The organism is Sporolactobacillus pectinivorans (assembly GCF_002802965.1).
Taxonomy (GTDB): domain Bacteria; phylum Bacillota; class Bacilli; order Bacillales; family Sporolactobacillaceae; genus Sporolactobacillus; species Sporolactobacillus pectinivorans.
The window spans coordinates 1,078,651-1,099,118 of the sequence record NZ_NXGA01000001.1; the positions used below are offsets into that span (position 1 = coordinate 1,078,651).

At 44.0% G+C, this 20,468-nt stretch carries 19 protein-coding genes; 15 read left to right on the plus strand and 4 right to left on the minus strand.

All coding sequences use genetic code 11. The features are described 5' to 3' along the window. Positions 1–307: 307 nt before the first annotated feature. The 13 genes from COP04_RS05255 (at position 308) to COP04_RS05320 (ending at position 14,407) form a co-directional block, all read left to right on the plus strand. Positions 308–922: a sugar transferase gene (locus COP04_RS05255; RefSeq protein WP_239984954.1), complete on the plus strand. Its 615-nt coding sequence runs from the start codon at positions 308–310 to the stop codon at positions 920–922. Positions 923–1,075: 153 nt separating this feature from the next. Next, positions 1,076–2,020: an NAD-dependent epimerase/dehydratase family protein gene (locus COP04_RS05260; RefSeq protein WP_100489541.1), complete on the plus strand. Its 945-nt coding sequence runs from the start codon at positions 1,076–1,078 to the stop codon at positions 2,018–2,020. Between the two features lie 23 nt (positions 2,021–2,043). Then, on the plus strand, positions 2,044–3,516 hold the full coding sequence (tuaE, locus tag COP04_RS05265) for a teichuronic acid biosynthesis protein TuaE (RefSeq protein ID WP_100487025.1): 1,473 nt from the start codon (positions 2,044–2,046) through the stop codon (positions 3,514–3,516). Then, positions 3,513–4,199: a GumC domain-containing protein gene (locus COP04_RS05270; protein WP_100487026.1), complete on the plus strand. Its 687-nt coding sequence runs from the start codon at positions 3,513–3,515 to the stop codon at positions 4,197–4,199. Before tuaE ends, COP04_RS05270 begins: the two co-directional genes overlap by 4 nt. Next, positions 4,199–4,960 (plus strand): teichuronic acid biosynthesis protein TuaG, encoded by a 762-nt coding sequence (tuaG, locus tag COP04_RS05275; protein WP_100487027.1) that lies wholly within the window; start codon positions 4,199–4,201, stop codon positions 4,958–4,960. The genes COP04_RS05270 and tuaG overlap by 1 nt, the downstream gene beginning before the upstream one ends. A gap of 49 nt (positions 4,961–5,009) precedes the next feature. Beyond that, complete coding sequence (tuaH, locus tag COP04_RS05280) at positions 5,010–6,206, plus strand: teichuronic acid biosynthesis protein TuaH (protein ID WP_100489542.1); 1,197 nt, start codon at positions 5,010–5,012, stop codon at positions 6,204–6,206. 199 nt (positions 6,207–6,405) lie between these two features. Further along, the gene (gene speD, locus COP04_RS05285; protein WP_204988024.1) at positions 6,406–7,215 is read left to right on the plus strand and encodes an adenosylmethionine decarboxylase; all 810 of its coding nucleotides are present in this window, start codon (positions 6,406–6,408) and stop codon (positions 7,213–7,215) included. 66 nt (positions 7,216–7,281) lie between these two features. Next, positions 7,282–8,736, plus strand: coding sequence for an aminotransferase class I/II-fold pyridoxal phosphate-dependent enzyme (locus tag COP04_RS05290; protein ID WP_100487029.1), 1,455 nt, complete (start codon positions 7,282–7,284; stop codon positions 8,734–8,736). A 2-nt stretch (positions 8,737–8,738) separates the two neighbouring features. Further along, a complete protein-coding gene (speE, locus tag COP04_RS05295; protein ID WP_100487030.1) occupies positions 8,739–9,596 on the plus strand; it encodes a polyamine aminopropyltransferase in 858 nt (285 codons plus the stop codon). A 220-nt stretch (positions 9,597–9,816) separates the two neighbouring features. Further along, a complete protein-coding gene (locus COP04_RS05300) occupies positions 9,817–11,016 on the plus strand; it encodes a saccharopine dehydrogenase family protein (RefSeq protein WP_100487031.1) in 1,200 nt (399 codons plus the stop codon). A gap of 11 nt (positions 11,017–11,027) precedes the next feature. Further along, on the plus strand, positions 11,028–12,164 hold the full coding sequence (gene nspC, locus COP04_RS05305; RefSeq protein WP_100487032.1) for a carboxynorspermidine decarboxylase: 1,137 nt from the start codon (positions 11,028–11,030) through the stop codon (positions 12,162–12,164). A gap of 244 nt (positions 12,165–12,408) precedes the next feature. Continuing rightward, entirely contained in the window at positions 12,409–12,666 is a 258-nt protein-coding gene (locus tag COP04_RS05310) for a hypothetical protein (RefSeq protein WP_100487033.1), read from the plus strand. Positions 12,667–13,285: 619 nt separating this feature from the next. After that, positions 13,286–14,407, plus strand: coding sequence for a metallophosphoesterase (locus COP04_RS05320; protein ID WP_100487035.1), 1,122 nt, complete (start codon positions 13,286–13,288; stop codon positions 14,405–14,407). Positions 14,408–14,568: 161 nt separating this feature from the next. Here the strand turns inward: COP04_RS05320 and COP04_RS05325 are convergent, their stop codons facing one another. From COP04_RS05325 to COP04_RS05340, 4 genes are all read right to left on the minus strand, one after another. Further along, positions 14,569–14,907, minus strand: coding sequence for a hypothetical protein (locus tag COP04_RS05325; protein WP_100487036.1), 339 nt, complete (start codon positions 14,905–14,907; stop codon positions 14,569–14,571). Positions 14,908–14,958: 51 nt separating this feature from the next. Then, positions 14,959–15,345 (minus strand): carboxymuconolactone decarboxylase family protein, encoded by a 387-nt coding sequence (locus tag COP04_RS05330; protein ID WP_100487037.1) that lies wholly within the window; start codon positions 15,343–15,345, stop codon positions 14,959–14,961. A gap of 84 nt (positions 15,346–15,429) precedes the next feature. Further along, positions 15,430–16,035 carry a Crp/Fnr family transcriptional regulator gene (locus tag COP04_RS05335; protein WP_100487038.1) on the minus strand — a complete coding sequence of 202 codons (606 nt, stop codon included), beginning with the start codon at positions 16,033–16,035 and terminating at the stop codon, positions 15,430–15,432. Positions 16,036–16,218: 183 nt separating this feature from the next. Next, positions 16,219–17,247, minus strand: coding sequence for a HoxN/HupN/NixA family nickel/cobalt transporter (locus COP04_RS05340; protein WP_100487039.1), 1,029 nt, complete (start codon positions 17,245–17,247; stop codon positions 16,219–16,221). 720 nt (positions 17,248–17,967) lie between these two features. On the opposite strand from COP04_RS05340, the gene COP04_RS05345 reads away from it, so the two are divergent. After that, entirely contained in the window at positions 17,968–18,882 is a 915-nt protein-coding gene (locus COP04_RS05345) for a LysR family transcriptional regulator (RefSeq protein ID WP_204988025.1), read from the plus strand. Between the two features lie 287 nt (positions 18,883–19,169). After that, positions 19,170–20,444 carry a nickel-dependent lactate racemase gene (gene larA, locus COP04_RS05350; RefSeq protein ID WP_100487040.1) on the plus strand — a complete coding sequence of 425 codons (1,275 nt, stop codon included), beginning with the start codon at positions 19,170–19,172 and terminating at the stop codon, positions 20,442–20,444. The last annotated feature ends 24 nt before the right edge of the window (positions 20,445–20,468 follow it).

Here is a 20,468-nt window from a genome sequence, read left to right on the forward strand (position 1 = left end):
AGTCACCGCATCCTACGGAAGTACGTCCTGTGGCTTTGCCAATCGGCAAGTTTTCTTTAAAAGTATACGATGATTCATTTCCGGAGACTTTGCAGCTGTCTGCTCCTTTTTTCGGCTTTCCGTGTCATACAATATCCAGTCTCTGTGCCCTCATCAGGCGTTTTACAAAACCTTTAACGAAATACCATGATCCCTATACAACCGCTCTCTATAATAAAAAAATGTATTAAAGAAGAATTGAGCGGTAAAGAGGTGTCCTTTCGTGAATGCAGAAAAACAGATAAAGATGGGCGGCGGCTATGCGATCATGGCAGTGCCAAAAGCGGCACTGCCGGCGGGGGCCGAGCCTTATCTGCACCTAAAAAGATTAGCCGACGTTTTTTTGGCGGCTACAGGATTAGTGTTTGCTATACCGATTATTCTGGTATTTTCCATTTTAATCGTGATTGAAACACCAGGCCCGATTTTTTATGCTCAAGAGAGACTGGGGAAAAATGGAAAGAAATTTCTGCTGATTAAGCTCAGATCGATGCGCAAGGATGCCGAGAAAGCCGGAGCAAAGTGGGCAGCGGCACATGACCCGCGTGTTACAGGGATCGGGCGGATCATCCGAAAGACACGGATTGATGAGCTGCCGCAGCTGTTTTCCGTTCTTAAAGGTGATATGTCATTGGTTGGCCCTCGTCCTGAACGCCCGATGTTTACGGAAAAATTTGAACGGGAGATTCCGGGATTCAAGAGTCGGCTGATGGTGAAACCCGGGCTGACCGGGCTGGCGCAGGTCAGCGGTGGCTATGATCTCTCCCCGCGACAAAAACTAATGTATGATCTGGAATATATCCGCAATTTATCGCCAAAACTGGAACTTGAAATTCTGCTGAAAACAGTGAGAGTAGTTCTGACCGGAGAGGGCGCACGTTAAGAAAAAATTTCACGAATGGTCACAATTAGAATAGGACAAACTTCATTGAATAAAATAAAACAATGAAACGTCTCATACCGACAGAAGTTATCTATGTGAAAATCAGAGGGCCGGTTATTTGTTTCGAAAAAAATGAGAATCGGGTGAATGCTGATGGATAAAGTGATTGTTACAGGTGGAGCAGGATTTATCGGATCACATGTTGTTGAAGAATTGATCCGGCAGGGCTACGAAGTCTTGGTGATCGACAACTTCTCTACAGGGCATCATGAAAATCTAGCAGGGCTCCCGGTCAAAGTGTATATCTGTGATGTAGCCGATTCCGCAGTAATTAATCTTGTTCAATCTCTCAAACCTGATTTTATCGTACATCTTGCAGCACAGGTCAGTGTCGCCCAGTCGGTAAAGGATCCGCTATTTGATGCCAGAACGAATGTGGTTGGCTCACTCAACATGATTAATGCCGCAAAATATGTTGGGGCGAAGAAAGTAGTTTTTGCATCGTCCGCTGCCGTATATGGCAATCCCAGGTCACTCCCGGTGCTGGCTACCCACCCGGCGGATCCTGAATCGCCATATGGACTGACAAAGCTGACGGTAGAGAATTATTTGCGCTTGTATCACAAACTGTATCATCTTCCATTCAGTATTCTGCGTTTCAGTAATGTTTACGGGCCAAGGCAGGATGCCGCGGGAGAGGGCGGAGTTATTTCTATTTTTTCCGATCGGATCCGCAAAGGGACACCGCCGATGATTTATGGTGATGGAAAACAAACGAGGGATTTTATCTTCGTAAAAGATGTGGCATCCGCTGTTGTCCGTTCCTTAAGCGTTGAAAAGAATATCTGCGCCAATGTTTCTTCCGGTTCTTCGGTGTCAATTAATCGGTTGTTTGAATTGATGAAAATAGTTGCTCATTCCGATATAGAAGTATTTTATGGGCCTGAACGCCAAGGGGATATACGCGACAGCACGCTGTCCAATGAAATGACGAAAATGCTGCTGGATTGGGCACCAGTTTATAATCTTACGAGCGGTTTACAGGAAACGCTAAGCATTGCCGGTGCAAGGAATGCTGTATTTCATTCAAACATTTAAACATAGAGAAAACAGGAGATCGCATGATAAATCTTAAAAATCTGCCGACCGGGGAAATTACGGGAATATTCGCAGTTCTGCTTGCGGGACTGGTTGGTATTTGCCTGTCAGGTTCTGCACCGATACAGCTTTTTTTCTTATTTTGCTGGATATGGGCACTGATTGCTGCATGTCTGTTAATAAAAGTGTTGCATCTGGGTGGGCAGGTGTTGGCCGGTGCGATGTACTTATTTATTGCCACCACATTCTTAAATCAGTCTCCGCTGAGCTTGTCAGTCGGTGTTTTCTCTCTATTTATTTACAGGCTGATGCTGATCGTTTCTCTGGTCATTCTTCTTGTTCAGGCGACTGGCAGAAAGGGGCTCTATGATATCTGGAAACAGATCAATGTCAAAGGCGTGCTGCTCTTCCTGATTTTTTGGATGGTCTACGGCGGTGTTTCGCTTTTGTGGGTGCAGTCGGTCACAGATGGCATTAAGTATCTCTTTCTGCTTGGAATCGGTATCCTGTTTATCTTCCTTGCTGTCTTCTCATTTACAAAGGTCAGGCAACTGACCGTGTTCTATGGCATTTGGCTTGTGATGACTGCAATACTTATTGTAATAGGTCTGGTCAATCATTTTGCAAAGATACAACTGCCTACTTCGACTTTATATGGCGGACCGGCGTACAAACTTGGTTTTCCAACTGCAGTTTTTACAAATCAGAATGACTTTGCCACACTTTTGAGTATTTCATTCTTTTTTTATCTTTCCTGTGCAAAAAATGTATGGGGCTCAGGATATAAAGTAGTGGCTTGGATGATGGCGGCACTTTGTCTGTATCTGATTTTTTTAACACAGTCACGGGCTGGTTTACTTGGTATAGCGGCAGGACTGGCATTTTTTGTCTTTTTAATTTTTCCGGACCGGGCAAAAAAGTTCAGTCTCGTTGCCGCAGCTTTGGCCGTGCTTGGCGGAGCGATCCTGTTTTCAGGATCAATAGCTGCAAAGCTGAGCGGTTTTTTTTCAGAGGAAACCGGTTTTTCAGTTAACGATGTAACATCTTCCAATGTTGTCCGGACGCATCTGCTGCAAAGTGCAGTGCATTATATTGCCAATAGCTACGGTTTTGGTGTTGGAGCAGGAAATCTTTCTTATTATCTGGAATTCAAACCGGTTTTCAACACCGACCGCATTTACGAAGTGCATAATTGGCTGATGGAAATTACAGGGAATTTTGGCCTGCTGATTGGTGCAGGCTATCTGGCGATGTATGCCGCTTTGTTTTTCAGTCTGTATCGCCTGCATCGCAAATTAATAGAAAAAGAGCGGCGGATGCTCGTAGAAGCAGCTTTATCCGGGCAACTTGCCTTTTTGATTTCAAGCATCAGCCCAAGCTCGGTCAGCAATCTGTATTTTCACTGGGTTTTCCTTGGATTTGTGATTACACTGGTTTCCGTGCTGCAAGAAGAATGGCGCATGAATGAAACAAACATCGGAGGAGCAAAAAGATGAACGTCATACGGCGAATATGGGCACGGCTGAAAAAGTACATTTGGATCGTTCTTGCGGTTCCCGTTATTTTAGGAGGGATCGGCTGGTTTATCCCTGCAGCGCACGATTCGTCAAGTTATCAGGCAAGTGCGACCCTTTCATTAGGAATGTACTGGAATAATGACTATAATACACCGGAGCCCGTTATTCAGCTTCTCACCAACGGACCTTTTTATCAGAACAATTTACCGGAATTATGGAATAACCAGAAGCAGAGTCTGCTTTCACACTTGAATGTCACTTCGTTAAAAGGAAACCTGATTCAGCTGACCTATTCAGGAGCTTCAAAGGTCAATGCAGCCGCGACCGTCAATCGCATTGCTCAGGCTTTCCTGAAAAGTGATCAGGAACGGTATCAAACAAGACGGGCGCTGACAGATCAAACCATTCAGGCGGTCAATCAGTCGAAAACGAACGGAAACACGGATATAGACCGGGAACGTTTTCTTTATCAGCTTGGATCGGATAAATTAAAGATGAAACCGGCGACACTTCTGGAGCAGGCAACTGCCGGAACCGGTCAAGGAAGCAATACTTTTTCACCGAAAAAGCGCGCAGTACTTGGTATCATGCTCGGCCTGACACTTGTTTTCCTCTGGGCAGTTTTTCCGGAGTTTGTCAGAGAAAAAGAGGAGGGTATGTAATGCCGCACATTGATCCGGAAGTTTCGGTGATTACGCCTTCTTATAATGTGGAAAAAACAATTGAGGCAACGATCCGTTCAGTGCTGGGACAGACTTTCCGGGATTGGGAGATGATTATTGCCGATGACTGTTCAACCGACCGGACCCGGATGAAACTGGCGGCCGCCGAATTTGCCGATGAACGGATCCATACGGTATTTTTGGGCAAAAACAGTGGCGCTGCCGCAGCACGCAACATGGCACTGGATCTTGCAAGAGGTCGTTACATTGCTTTTCTTGACAGCGATGACTGCTGGAAACCTGAGAAGCTTGAAAAGCAGCTGGATTTTATGAAGAAAAATGGCTATGCGTTCTCTTTTACGGGTTACGAATATATTAATTCCGACGGTGTGCCGCTCCACAAAGTAGTTAAAGCGCCTGCCCGAGTCGTTTATCAGGATATGCTGAAAAATACGATTGTCGGCTGTCTGACGGTAATGATCGACAGGAAACAGGCAGGACGTTTCTCAATGCCCAATTTACGTTCCCGCCAGGATCTGGCTACATGGCTGGGTTTGCTGAAAAAAGGTATTGTCGCTTATGGCCTGAATGAAACGCTGTCCGAGTATCGGATCAGCGGAAAAACATCACTTTCAGGAAACAAATGGAAGGCTGCACGCAAAACCTGGTTTGTTTATCGTCAGGTTGAAAAGTTGCCTATGCTGCTGTCCTTTTGGTATTTCTGCCACTATGCGGCACACGCATTGATTAAACGGTTCTGATTGTGGAGGTGATTCTGTGAAACAAATACATGTAATCATCGCGACCGGCATGTGGGAACAGGACGGCCTCAGATATCGCCGCCACCGGCTGGCTGAATTTCTGCAGCGTCAGCCGGAAACACAGGAAGTCATTTGGATCTGTCCGACACCTGACCGTCAGTTTTCCGGTTTTACGATGTTGAAAAACGGCATCCGTGAGTTTGCGGTTCAGGATCTTTTGCCAAACCGGATTTTCCGCTTCGGCCGATTTGTCGATTTGTTTTACCAGCCCAAGTTGAAATTGTTGCTCTCAAAGCTTTTTCAGCTGAACGGACATTTTAAATTTTATCTGTGGTATACTTGCCCCGAATTTCCGCTGCTCTCTGATCTTTTTCCTTGGGATAAAGTGGTCTATGACTGCAGTGATCTGTGGTCTGCGCCAATCAGTGGGGAGCTGTCGCCGGTCTATTTGATTCGTCAATGGCTGATCTCTGGAGCAGAACAGCGAATTATTGGCCGGTCCGACTTGATTTTCTGTACTTCGGATTATCTGCACGAACAGATGCTGAAAAAAGTGCAGATCGACAAATGTTCCCGGATTTTCACAGCAGAAAATGGTGTTGAATATGACCTGTTTTCCAGAGAGCTTCCAGCTGTGAAAACCTTGCCGGAAAATTTCGCTGGAACAGTACTGGGTTATATCGGCGGCATTAAGCCTAAGCTTGATTTCGAACTGATCAGACAGGCTGCGGTGAAAAAGCGCGATTGGCTGTTCCTGTTCGTAGGTCCTGACGGAACAGGCGATGATCCCGCGTTTCGCCGGTTGCTTGATGAAAAAAATGTGCTCTGGCTTGGGAGTGTGCCGCCAGCAGATGTTCCGGAATATATGAAACTGGTGGATGTCGGTATCATGCCGTATAAACCGTCTCCATATAATCAGGCTGTTTTCCCGCTCAAACTTTTTGAGTTTCTCGCAGCAGGGAAACCGGCAGTCGGCGTTCATCTGCCATCGACACAAAAATATAGCGAAGAAGGTGTATACGCTTCACTTAATACAGATGATCCTGATTCTTTTGTGCGGGCCTGCGAGCAGATGGAATCGTTGAAAAATCATGAGGATTTAGTGGCGAAGCGCAGAGGAAGCGCCCAGGCAAAAGACTGGAATGAAATCTTCAGGAAAATGCTGGAACAGGTTTTGGATTATTTGGACAGTGAAGCGATGGGTAGTGCAGGCAGTGTGCGCCAGGCAGGCTTGCGCAATTTTTAAACTTGACTTAGCCTTTGTTCTGTATATAATTAAGATTGAATTTTTATAGTAAAATTAAGAAAAACAGAGGATTTCGGAGAATCACGAAAGTTTTTCTCTACTCACAGGAATTCATTCATTCATTTCAAGATATTCCCCTATATATTATCAAATCGTCTCTTCAGATTCCGATCAAAAAGGAAAGGCTGTGAGGATAGGGTTGGAGGATAAGCTGAAACTGTACGGCTTTAACAACCTCACAAAGGCACTAAGCTTCAACATTTATGATGTTTGCTATGCAAAGAGTGAGCGTGAGCAGCGTGACTATATATCTTACATCGATGAGCAGTACAATTCAGAAAGGCTGACACATATCCTCTGCCGGGTAACGGAGATGATTGGTGCTCACGTCCTGAATATTAGCAAGCAGGACTATGATCCCCAGGGCGCAAGCGTCACGATACTGATCGCCGAACAGGAATTCCCGAAGGATCAGATCGACCGTTCCTGCAATCTCGGACAGCTTGATCAATTCACCGGCCGCGATACAGTGCTTGGTCATCTCGACAAAAGCCATGTTACGGTGCATACGTACCCCGAATTTCATCCGGGCAATGCAATTGCCACATTCCGGGTAGACATTGACGTGGCTACTTGCGGCGAAATTACGCCGCTTAATACACTGAACTATTTGATCGGCCGGTTTGACTCTGACATTATTACGGCGGATTATCGTGTGCGCGGTTTTACTAGAGATGTCAACGGGAAGAAACTGTTCATGGATCATTCCATGACCTCGATTCAGGACTATATTGACGAAACAACACTCGATAAATACGATGCAGTCGATATAAATGTTTATCAGGCGAACCTTTTTCACACAAAAATGTTGATTAAGGAGCCGGAACTGCAAAACTATCTGTTCAACCGGGACGTGCTGGAGATTCCACCGAAAGAACGGTTGAAAATCAGCAGCAGTCTGCGCCGGGAGATGATCGAAATTTTCAGTGGTGCCAATATTTTCGATTAAAAAAATTTACGCCATCCGGCAGCGCTGCTGCTTGGGCGATTGATTCATGGAGAATGAGGAAAAAAGATGAACCATCTTTCACAAGATAAAGCGCCTGTTCTTGAGGCGCTGCAACGCTATAAATCGATGCGGGTTGTACCGTTTGATGTTCCCGGGCATAAACGGGGGAAGGGCAACCGCGAACTGACCGAATTTCTGGGGGCTCAGTGCCTTACTGTGGATGTCAATTCGATGAAACCGCTGGATAATCTATGCCACCCGGTATCGGTGATCAAGGACGCCGAAGCACTGGCGGCCGAAGCCTTTGGGGCGGAGCACGCTTTTTTTATGGTTAACGGGACTACATCAGCCGTCCAGAGCATGGTGATGAGTGTCTGCAAGCGCGGGGAGAAAATTATTATGCCGCGCAATGTGCACCGCAGCGCCATCAATGCACTGATTCTAAGCGGTGCGGTCCCCGTCTATGTCAATCCGGGTGTGGACAAGGAACTGGGCATTTCACTGGGCATGTCGCTGACGGATGTGGAGCGCGCAATCATTGAAAATCCCGAGGCGAAGGCAGTCCTGATCAATAACCCGACTTATTATGGCGTGTGCTCTAATTTGAAGGCCATTACGGATCTTGCTCACCGTTACAATATGCGCGTGCTTGTTGACGAGGCACATGGCACACATTTCTACTTTGGTAAAAACCTTCCAATGTCTGCCATGGCCGCCGGCGCCGATATGGCGGCAGTCAGCATGCATAAATCCGGAGGGTCGCTGACTCAGAGTTCGCTTTTGCTGGTCAATAACGGACTCAGTGAAGGTTATGTCCGTCAGATTATCAACCTGGCTCAGACAACCAGTGGTTCGTATCTGCTGATCTCTTCATTGGATATCTCGCGGCGCAATCTGGTGCTGCGCGGAGAGCAAGTTTTTCAGAAAGTCAGTGAAATGGCGGAATATGCACGGACGGAAATCAACAGAATCGGCGGATACTATGCTTTTTCATCCGAGCGGGTGAATGGTGATACGATATTCGATTTTGACGTGACCAAGTTGTCGGTGCACACACTGGACATTGGTCTGGCGGGGATTGAAGTCTATGATTTGCTCCGTGACGAATACGATATCCAGATTGAATTCGGTGATATCGGAAATATTCTTGCCTATATCTCAATCGGAGACCGGATTTTGGACCTGGAGCGGCTCGTCTCCTCCCTGTCTGAGATCAAAAGGCGTTATTCAAAAGACAAAGCAGGGATGCTGAGTCAGGAATACATCCGCCCGCAGGTCGAGCTTGCGCCTCAAGATGCTTTCTATGCCGATAGCGAGTCACTGCCGCTCAATGAAAGCGCTGGCCGTATTTGCAGCGAGTTTGTCATGTGTTATCCGCCCGGAATCCCGATTCTTGCCCCCGGTGAGAAAATTACGTCCGAAATTCTTGAATACATAAAATATGCTAAGGAAAAAGGCTGTTTCTTGACTGGTACACAGGACAGCCAAGTGAACCATATACAGGTGATTAAGGAGGGATAAGCTTGGAACTTTGGTTTACGGAAAAACACACGGAGCATGTCAAGTTTTCCATCCAGGTCGACAAGCAACTCTACTCCGGACAAAGTGAATTTCAGCGGATTGATATCTTCGATTCCCCCGAATTCGGAAGATTTCTGACACTGGACGGGTACATGATGCTTACGGAAAAAGACGAATTTATCTATCATGAAATGATCGTCCATGTACCGATGGCGGTGCATCCTTCAGCAAAAAAGGTGCTGGTGATCGGCGGCGGGGACGGGGGCGCCGTACGTGAACTGACCCGCTATCCCGGGATCGAGCAGATTGATCTTGTGGAGATTGACCGGCAGGTGGTCGAAGTGTGCAAAAAATATTTGCCTCAGACAGCCGGCCGGCTGAATGATCCGCGTGTTTCGATTCATTATGAGGACGGTCTTAAGTTTGTCCGCACAGAAGAAAATGTATATGATTTAATTATTGTTGATTCAACCGATCCGTTCGGGCCGGGTGAAGGGTTGTTCACAAAAGAGTTCTATGGCAATTGTTTTAAGGCGCTGAAGGAAGATGGCCTGATGGTTAACCAGCAGGAGAGCCCGTTCTATCCGGTTGATGCCGTGGCTATGCAGCGCGCCCACAAGCGGATCGTCGATTCTTTTCCAATCAGTCGTGTCTATCAGTCGCATATTCCGACTTATCCGTCCGGCCATTGGCTGTTCGGGTTCGCTTCAAAAAAGTACCATCCGACAGAGGATTTCGACTCGCATGCCTGGATGCAACTGTGCCTGAAAACGAGATACTATAATCCTAAAATCCACGTCGGCGCATTTGCATTGCCTAACTATGTTAAGGCACTACTTGAAGAAGTGGAACCGGGCTGACCAGTGTGGCTAAAATTCATGTTTGTTGATAAAAGTCCGAATTTCGCTGATAAATATTTGGAAACTGTTGATAAAAAAGTGAAACTTGCTGATAAGCATCGATGCAATTCAGGCCAAAACTGTCCGGATTAATGCCAAATGTAAATCGAAAGTGCTGCACACTTTTAACAACCAGAAACAAAAATTTTACCAATAAAACAACTCAGGGGGGCGTTAGATAATGGGTAAAGCGTTAATTATCGGAGCTGGCGGCGTTGCGAGTGTTGTTGTACATAAATGCTGCCAGAATCCGGATGTTTTTGAAGAAATCTGCATCGCAAGCCGGACGGTTTCAAAGTGTGAGTTGCTGAAGCAGAAACTGGACGGAGGCAGGACAAAAATCCAGACGGCGCAGGTCGATGCCAATAACGTTCCGGAGCTAATAGCACTGATCAAGCAATTCCAGCCCGATATTGTGATTAACGTGGCACTTCCTTATCAGGATCTGACCATTATGGATGCGTGCCTTGCCACTAAAGTGGATTATGTTGATACTGCAAATTACGAGCCAGAGGACACGGCGAAATTTGAATATAAATGGCAGTGGGCATACCGCGACCGATTCAAAGACGCCGGAATCACCGCCCTGCTTGGCAGTGGTTTTGATCCTGGCGTCACCGGTGTTTTCTCCGCTTATGCTCAGAAACACTACTTTGATAAAATCAGCCAGATCGACATTCTCGATGCTAATGCCGGTGATCACGGTTATCCGTTCGCAACGAACTTCAATCCGGAGATCAATATTCGCGAAGTTACGGCAAAAGGCAGTTACTACAATAATGGAAAATTTGTCGAAACCGATCCGATGTCGATCAAGCAAGTCTATAATTTTCCGCAGATCGGGCCGAAAGACATTTATCTCCTGCATCATGAAGAAATGGAGTCACTGGCACTCAATATCAAGGGCATCAAAAAAATCAGATTCTGGATGACTTTTTCTCAGAAATATCTCACGCATCTTGAAGTCCTGCAAAATGTCGGCATGACATCGATTGAACCAATTGACTTTGAAGGAAAGAAAATCGTTCCGTTGCAATTTCTTAAAGCAGTCCTGCCGGATCCGGCATCGCTTGGGCCGAGGACTAAAGGTAAAACAAACATCGGCTGCATCTTCCAGGGCGAAAAAGACGGAAACCCGGTTACCTATTATGTTTACAATGTCTGTGACCATCAGGAATGCTACAAGGAAGTCGGATCGCAGGCGGTATCTTACACAACCGGTGTGCCGGCGATGATTGGTGCTTCAATGGTGCTGACCGGAAAATGGAAAAAACCGGGCGTTTATAATATCGAAGAATTTGATCCGGATCCCTTTATGGAGGCACTGAATCAATTCGGTTTGCCTTGGCACGAAAGCTTTGCGCCTGAACTGGTTAAGTGAGGGGACGGCCGATGAACTTGGATTTTAATCAGGTGCCCTCTCCCGGTTACGTGGTCGATGAGCGCCTGCTGACAAAGAATCTCGAAATCCTGAAATCGATTCAGGACCGGACCGGCTGCAAAATTCTGCTCGCTCAAAAAGCTTTTTCCATGTTCGCCCTTTACCCTTTGATCGGGAACTATCTGAGCGGGGTGGCATCAAGTTCACTCTTCGAAGCCCGGCTCGGCCATGAAGAAATGGGCAAAGAAGTGCATGTCTATTCACCGGCGTACAGTGACGGCGATTTTGAAAACATATTGAACTATGCGGACCATATCGTTTTCAACTCATTCAGTCAGTGGAAGCATTTTAAAGATCGCGTACAGCGATCACCCAAAAAGATCGAGTGCGGCATCCGCGTAAATCCGGAATATTCGGAAGTGGAAACCGGGCTGTACGATCCGTGCGCACCCTATTCCAGAATGGGTGTCACAAAAGCCAACTTTCACCCGGAATGGCTGGATGGGATTGATGGCCTGCATTTTCATACGTTGTGCGAACAGAATTCAGATGCTCTGGAACATACATTACAAATTATCGATAAAAAATTTGGTAAATATCTGAAAGAAATGAAATGGCTCAATTTTGGCGGCGGGCATCATATCACACGGCCGGATTATGACCTTGAGCGGCTGATCCGCTGCATCCGATTGATGCAGGAAAAGTACGGGCTTGAAGTTTATCTTGAACCTGGTGAAGCCGTGGCGCTTAATACAGGTTATCTCGTCAGTACGGTGCTGGATATCACTCATAATGGGATGGACATTGCCATTCTGGACACATCGGCAACTTGCCACATGCCGGATGTACTGGAAATGCCGTATCGTCCCGAAATGATCGGTGCGGGAAAGCCGGGCGAACTCGACCATACTTATCGGCTCGGCGGGCCGACCTGCCTCGCAGGCGATATCATTGGTGACTACTCCTTTAACGAACCACTGCATGTCGGCGACAGGCTCATTTTCCGGGACATGGCGATTTATTCGATGGTCAAGAATAATACGTTCAATGGCATCGCACTGCCTTGCATTGCCACGTTTAATGAAACGGACGGATTGCGCGTTGTCAAACGGTTTGGCTATGATCAGTTTAAAAACCGCCTGTCATGAAAGTATTTTACAGAAAAATATCTGCTTCAGATCAGGACGTCTGCCATTCAATGGGCGGGCTTTTTTTTGCATGGCGTAATGATTTTGTAACAACAAATAGGGTCCAATTCAATGGACAGTTTTTTTTGTTTTTGGACGAGTGAGCCAGAATATTTGCCCGTCGGTCGAATAAATAATAAAATACAGGTGAAAATTTTTTTTGCGCTGAGACTTAAAATCGACCTGCTCAAAGAGGGAAATGATTATGAATCAATATGCGGTGTTTGAAGAATTTAATGGAGTGACCTCATTGCCTGTTGACACCCATCGCCCTAGCGCAGTGATGACAGCTGAAACAATGATGTCGGCCATCCGTTCATTCGCAGATAAAAATAAATTAAAACTGATCAGTTTCGATGAATTGGAAGGCGGATCGATGCGCGCATTTTATCAACGGAAAAAACTGTTTCATCGTTCGGAGGAACTTGTTTATTATGTTTGTTCATCCGGACAAGATGACTGAGCCAGACTAAAAATGGAAACCTGAATTTAAAAAAAATCCAAGGAATCTTAAAAACTGTGGGGCTCATAAGGATAATGAAATGATCGCGTTAGTATATTCATTGTACTATTGCAACGGAATGAAATTCTGTGGCATCAAGCTTTCATCTTGGCTTAAAAAACCGAAAATACAGGTAGGAACACAAAAAGCAACAGTCGCTATTAATCGCATGCGACTGTTTTTTTAATGAAAGTAAGCTCCGGATATTCACGGAGCTGTCTTCGATGATTCATCAGTTTCTCCGCGAATAAGTCCATATCTTCTTTATTCCTCATCATTTGCGTCTTCGTTTGTCCGCCTGCCCGGTCAGAATGTGATTTAAAGTAAGAATACGTGTTCTTCATTCTTCAAACAAGCGCAGCATAAATTGATGTGGAGAAATCATTTGCGCCCAATGACTGTGCGCCTCAGTCTAAAATGAGGGCTTCATCCGATTAAAACCAATACTGTTTGTTCTTCTTGATCGGTTTTCTTTATTATGCTTCCACGCAAAGGCAAGTTTTAGCAGAGGACTTTTGCAATCTTTTCAGTCAGGTGGGACATAATAAAACGGCATTTTTATACAGGAGGGCAGCAGGTGATGAAATTTATAAAAAAACGGGGAACATTTAAATTCAGCAGAATATGGGTAGCCGGATTGCTGTTCTGCACTCTGTCTTTGGTTCAGATCGGGCATTCCGATGCGAGGCCCGTTCCGAGTGGTGTGACTGCTTCTGATGAGAACCACTTGCACGGGAATCCGGGGACAAACCAGGAATACCATTCGCGGGCTGCCTATCTTAAGCCGCCTGAGCTTCCGTTACAAAGTCCGTTATCGCTCAGGGGAAAAACAACTCATCCACTCTTCAAGGGAATCGATACGATTGATTTTACTTTTGGCGTGCTTCCTGACACACAGTTTTACAGCAAGTCCTATCCTGAGACTTTTAAAAAAATAAATCAATGGTTTGTTGCTAATCAGGGGGTACTGAATCTAAAATATGTTTTTCATCTGGGGGATATTGTAAATAACGTGGATGAGTTTTACCAATGGAAGACTGCATCTGAAGCGATGCATTTGTTTGAACAGGCACAGATTCCTTATGGCGTCATTGCCGGCAATCATGACGTCGGCAGTCGGGATAACTATACGTTTTATGGTCGATATTTCGGCGAGAACAGATTCCGGTCGAATTCGTGGTACGGCGGCTCATACAAAAATAATAAAGGACACTTTGATCTGATCAATGCCTCCGGCCGTAAGTACATCATGTTGGCGATGGGATGGGGCATCGGCGAAAGTGAGATTGACTGGATGAATCAGGTACTCCGCCTTTACCCGAAACGGACGGCCATACTGTACGTTCATGATTATTTAAGCGACGAAGGCAAAAGGACACAGGAGGGACAAATGCTCTTTAAAAAAGTTGTCCGTGGGAATGCAAATGTCCGTCTGGTCTTGAACGGTCACTATTCAGGAGCAGCCAGGAGAGTGGACGAACTTGACGACAATAGGGATGGGAAACCGGATCGGCAGGTGATGCAGATTCTCTCCGATTATCAGTCGGTCAATGGAGGAGAGGGTTTTATACGGATTATGGGTTTTGATCTTGTCCATAATAGAGTTTACGTTCGGACGTTTTCACCGCGGAATAACCGCACGCATGCCTATAAAGAAGAAGAAGATAACTTTTCATTTCACTTTGACTTGAAAGGAAAATAACAACCGCTGTGCATCTTCGCTATGCGTATAATATTTGGGCCTATTGCAAAAAAAGTAGTGAAGAGGCTGGATTCCAAGGATCACATAGCGCTTTTTTCGAAATCGAGATGAGAACCGAATTCAAAAAGTCGTCACTGTATCTAATCAACGAGTACTATTTTTTAATGCTTAATTGAAGAAATACCCGTCATGAGCGCCAGTCCATACTCATAAGAAGTTAAAATCAAGTTTTTCCACCTCTTTACTAGATCGAAGCTTGATGGATTGTTAAGAACATTTTGGATATTTAAATAAAAAAGAGAAAACTCCTTTAACTGGAATTTATCTCTTTTTAAACTCCCCAATTCCGAAATATATTGTTCCACTTGATTTTTTTCTTCAAAGTTTTTGAATATATGAATGTTTACCATCTTATGAGCATCAACTTCGATTAAGCTTTGAGTGCTACTCATGCGCCGATGCTTATCAGGAGGTACAAAGCCTCCATATGCGATGAGCATCCCGGTACTCTTTTTGTTTGGAAAAATATGCTGAAAAATTAAAGCACGTGTTTAATCGAATGGATGAATCTTTCTTTCTTTAAATACTTGATCCACAATATTCAGCGAGTTTAAAATTCTTGGAAGCCCGCATGGGAGAGAACATTGGACAATAGCTTCAACAATCTCTTTTGGTTTTAAGCCTGCATTTAAGCCTGCGTTAATATGCAGGTGTAGCCAGGAATTACAATCTCCTTGAGTTGTCAGTGAAGCAATTAATACAAGTTCTCTTTGTTTCAAATCAAGACCGTCTCTGCAAAAAATATCACCGAAAGCATACTCCACAATATGTTTGCCAAAACCGGGTGCAAGATTCTCTAGTAGCTCAATAGTATCTTCACTCTGCTTTCCGCCAATTTGCTGCATTTTTTTCCAGCCCGCTTTAAACCGTTCAGACATAAAAATACCTCCTGTTAAGTGAAATACTTGCAACAATCACATGATCACGTTAACAGAGGTGTCTCTTTACTTCATTAACTTATGTTAAGAAGATTTCAATTTTGTCCGTATCCTACTCAGTGAAACCGGGGAGATTCCAACGTAAGAAGCAATATAAAGCTGCTTTAGACGATTCTCTAATCCCGGAAAATTTTCTTTGAATCTCAAATACCGCGTCGTAGCATCATCCAGCATTAAATATTCAATTCTGTCCTCTTCAATTTTGTGGATGCGCTCAATTTCTTTTGAAAACATTTCTACCCAGCAGGCATGTTTTAAAAGTTTCTTTGCTTCGTCCACATCATCAATTTTCAGCACAATGGAATCCTCTAATGCCTGAAAATAATAATCTGATACTTCAGGAAGATAGTCTATGTCTACTAAAGAACGACTATGGGCGGTCATAAAATCATTTTCCCTGAAAAAGTGCTTTGTGTATTCTTCCCCGGCTTCATTTATATGGAATCCTCGAAATAAGCCTGAAATAATAAATCCAAGCCATGGTTTCGTATCTCCTGACTTAATGAAGTGGTCATCTTGCTTGATTGAAACTGGTTTTAATAACTTTATAAGACTGTACAATTCTTCATCTGAAATATTAATGTAGGAATTAATCACTTTTAGAAGTTGATTTTTATATTCCTGTTTCATTTCTGTAACTCCCTAATTGAGTGTTAATTTAGCCGGGATGATCTTCTGAACCGTGACGACCGATATATTTCTGTGAAGACTGATTTAATTACAGGGGCGACTGATTATTTCTCACGAAGACCGATTTATTTGTAATGAGGACCGATTTAATGGTTTGGACAATTGCAATAAACAAAATGACGGTCAAATACCGATCCCGTTCCATTTATCCTCGATCTTAAAAATTCTCCATATAATGTAAGACATAGTCCAGAGACCGATGAAAATGATGATTAATCCATACCCCAGCCAGTTAAAATCTATTTGTTGTACCCAGGTCCATAACCCGCCCTTTAAACCGGCTTCTTTAGTGATAACCTGAATAAGCTCGATACCTCCGATTAATAATGCCGCTAAAACAGATATAGACGTGATCGTGATGTTATAGTAGATTTTTCGGGCGGGCGTATCAAAAGACCATTTATAAGCTTTTGACATCATAATTGAATCTGTAGTGTCCATAACATTCATTCCGGCTGCAAATAGAAGAGGTAATGAAATAATTCCAAGAAAAGGCATTACTGTTTTTGCTGCATCTGCAGAAAGAGCTAATAGTGCGATCTCTGTGGCGGTATCAAAACCAAGTCCAAAAAGAAAGCCTAATGGATATACCTGCCAGCTATTATTAATAAATTTGAAAAACGGTTTGAATAAATTGGACAATAAGCCCCTTGAAAGAAGTATTTCCTCAAATTTTTGTTGATCAAATGCCTTATGTTTCAGTTTTACAAACATTTTTTGTAAATCAATCAAGATAATGATATTAAAAAGTGCAATAACAATTAGAAAAGTACCGGAAATAACTGAACCAATTATACTACCAACGTGTTCAAACAAGGGCATATGACTTTGAACCCAGCGAACAGACAGTCCTAAAATAACAGCTGTAAGAAACACAACGGTTGAATGACCCAAAGAAAAATAAAACCCAACACCCACAGGATCCTTTTTTTGCTGGATCAGCTTCCGAACGGTGTTATCAATCGCTGCAATATGGTCAGCATCAAAAGCATGGCGAAGACCCAGAGTATAGGCAAGCAATCCAAGACCTAGTATCACTGGATAATTTCGAGATGCAATGAGAAGAAAACAAAACCCAATGATATGTAATAATACTGTCCCGAGGCAGTAGGGTAACCAATTGTGACTTAATAAAATCTTTTTTGCTCTCAATTTATTCTGCTCCGTTTAATTTATTTATTTTTTAATAAAATGGCTTTGTTTAAATTCAATGTTGTTTTTGCCCTCCATTGATTGGAGCGGAAGGAGCGAGACTCCTGCGGGATCAGCGAGTCTGGTGAGACCCCGCAGCGAGGGTACCGAGCGAGGAGGCTCACGGATCGCCCGCGGAAAGCGAGCGCGTGGAGCGGAAAACAACAGACAAGTTTAACAAAGCCAATAAAATAAAACCACGAAATACAACTCATCAATAAGACGAGTTCATAACCTTCGTGGTTAATAGAAAACTATGTATGTGATCAAAACATGCAAATCAATCATTTCAGAGATTAAGCAAGACTTCGTGTCCTGCACGTTTATAATACGATAACTTTAAATATAAGTAAATCATAAAAAAAACTCACCGATGATGGGGAGTAATTGGGGGGAGTCCAATTGTCATCTGAGAATTTAAAAACGTCAAATCAGCTTGAATGAAAATCTCACACCCATTAGCATGCTTTATTATAGATGCAGACTCACTGTGCATACAATAAGTATTGTCATAAGGTGAGAAACGAGCGGGGTGCACTTTTGCGGTACAAGTCGTAGCGCAGGACCTCTTTACAAAGTCGAGACAGATGTCTTACACTGATAACCAAAATCTTTTTCATGCAAATTTCTCAATCAGTTCATCATTTTATGGTTTGCATGTTGTATTAAGGGGATCTAAGAATGGTCAATTTGCCTAGTATCACGGAGCTCGAGGATTTTTTAATTTATGGGCGCCTTACTAATTTTTCCCTTGCCGCGACTGAAGCTAACGTGACACAGTCTGCCTTCAGTTTCCAGATGAAAAAACTTGAGGAAACGGTTGGTGTCCACTTGATTGAACGGTCAAACCGCGGAAGTCGTTTAACTCCCGAAGGCGAATTTTTCTACCGGAAGCTTAATGAAATCCTGCCGAATTTGAAAGCCGCGATCTATGACGTGCAGCAGATTAACGGGAAAAAACCACTTGAATTAAAAGTTGGCGTCCTGACATCACTCGGCGATGTATTAATGAATCAGCATGCGGCCTATTTCCACCAGAAATATTCCAATATATTTATTACTGTATACAGCATGGAAAAAGACAGTTTGATTCAATCCCTTGAGAATGAAAGTATTGACATCGCCTCGACATTCCTCTCGTCAGATATCAAAGTTGGCGATTATAATCAGGCTTTCTTCAGAACAGATCGAATTGTCTACTATGCGCCAAAGCTTTCGATACCTGGGGAAAAAGTTAAGGCACAGAAAATCCTGGAATTCCCATTTGTCAAGTATCCTTCACACTATCTAATGAGTGCAATTACGGACGCTTATCTGATTGAACAAGGACGGGCCGAACCGAAGGCGACGGTTCAGCTCTCCACGCCCTACGCCATTATTAATTATTGTAAGGAGAATGATGCCGGTGCCCTGCTTCCCGAACGCTTATTAACTGCCCTCGAAGAAAACAAGAAACCGAGCAAACAATATACCCTTGAACCAGTCTTTGATCTAAAAACCTACCTGCTTTATAAAAAAGGAAACCCCAAATATCAAGTCATGAAACTATTCATTGACTATGTGATCAAGCTCAATCAAGCTTTCCGTTTGAACTGATTCCCTCCCCTTTTTATCTATTATTTTCTCCTGTTGTGTTGATTTATAACCATTTTTTTCTTCAAAAAATCTCATAACTAAAGTTTCTTAAATTGATGTTCACAATATCTTACTAACTTCTGCCATTGATTTTTTTTATGACTGCCATCTTTATTATTTGTTATACAGGAGCGAAAGGGCAGGTGTATACTTCCTTTTGAGCTCAGGCAGTCGCGGAGTATCCGCATTCCTGCTTCCCAAGGGAAACAGTCAATCTCTGAAAATTTTTCAGAAGGAGTCATGTAAAAGTGGCATTGATAAATTTACCTTATGACAAAAAGACGTTAACCTTAAACATCAATGATGAAAATCTTGCCGGTGTTTTGAAATCTCAGGCAGATAATTTTTCAGTAAATCAGAGTGAGCAGGAAGTTGTTGAAGCATCGCTGAACCATCCGATCGGTTCACCAAAGCTGGAGGAGCTTGTTAAAGGCAAGAGGCATATCGTCATTATCAGCTCCGATCACACACGTCCGGTTCCTTCAAAAATCACGATGCCGATTCTCCTGCGCCGGATTCGTTCGGTCGAAGCAAATGCCGATATTAAAATTCTTGTAGCGACAGGCTTCCATCGTCCATCGACACATGAAGAATTGGTGAGCAAATACGGGAAAGAAATCGTCGCAAATGAACAAATTGTCATGCATGTATCCAAGGATGATTCATCCATGGTACAGATTGGCACTTTGCCTTCCGGCGGGCCCTGCATCATTAACAAAGTCGCCGTCGAAGCGGATCTGCTGATCGCCGAAGGTTTTATCGAATCACATTTTTTTGCCGGTTTTTCGGGGGGACGCAAGTCCGTTTTGCCGGGAATCGCCTCTTACAAAACGATCATGGCTAACCACTGCGGTGAATTTATTGATTCAAACAAGGCGAGAACAGGTAATCTGCATCATAATCCGATTCACAAAGACATGCTCTACGCAGCAAAAAAAGCCAAACTGAAATTTATTCTGAATGTCGTTTTAGACGAAAAAAAACACATTATTAAAAGCTTTGCCGGTGATCTTGAAGAAGCACACAAAACCGGCTGCCAATTTTTGGAACAGATGGCTGAAGTTAAAAAAGTGCCCAGCGATATCACCGTTGTCACCAATGGCGGCTATCCTCTGGATCAGAACATTTATCAGGCTGTTAAAGGAATGACTGCAGCTGAAGCAACCAACAAAGAAGGCGGCAGCATTGTCATGGTCGCCGGCTGTGCGGATGGGCACGGCGGTGAAGGTTTCTATCGAAATCTTGCCGATGTCGCTGATCCTGCTGATTTTCTCAAACAGGCAACCCATACGGCGCGTCAGGAAACGGTTCCTGATCAGTGGACTTCACAGATTCTGGCCCGCATACTAACGAAGCATCACGTCATCATCATGTCAGATATGGTTGATCCACAGTTAATCACCTCCATGCATATGGAACTGGCGACAACACTCAATGATGCCATGGAAAAAGCGTATATGCGCGAAGGGAAAGATGCAAGGGTTACTATCATTCCGGACGGACTGGGTGTCATTGTTAAGTGAATTTTCGCATTGTCTCTGAATTAT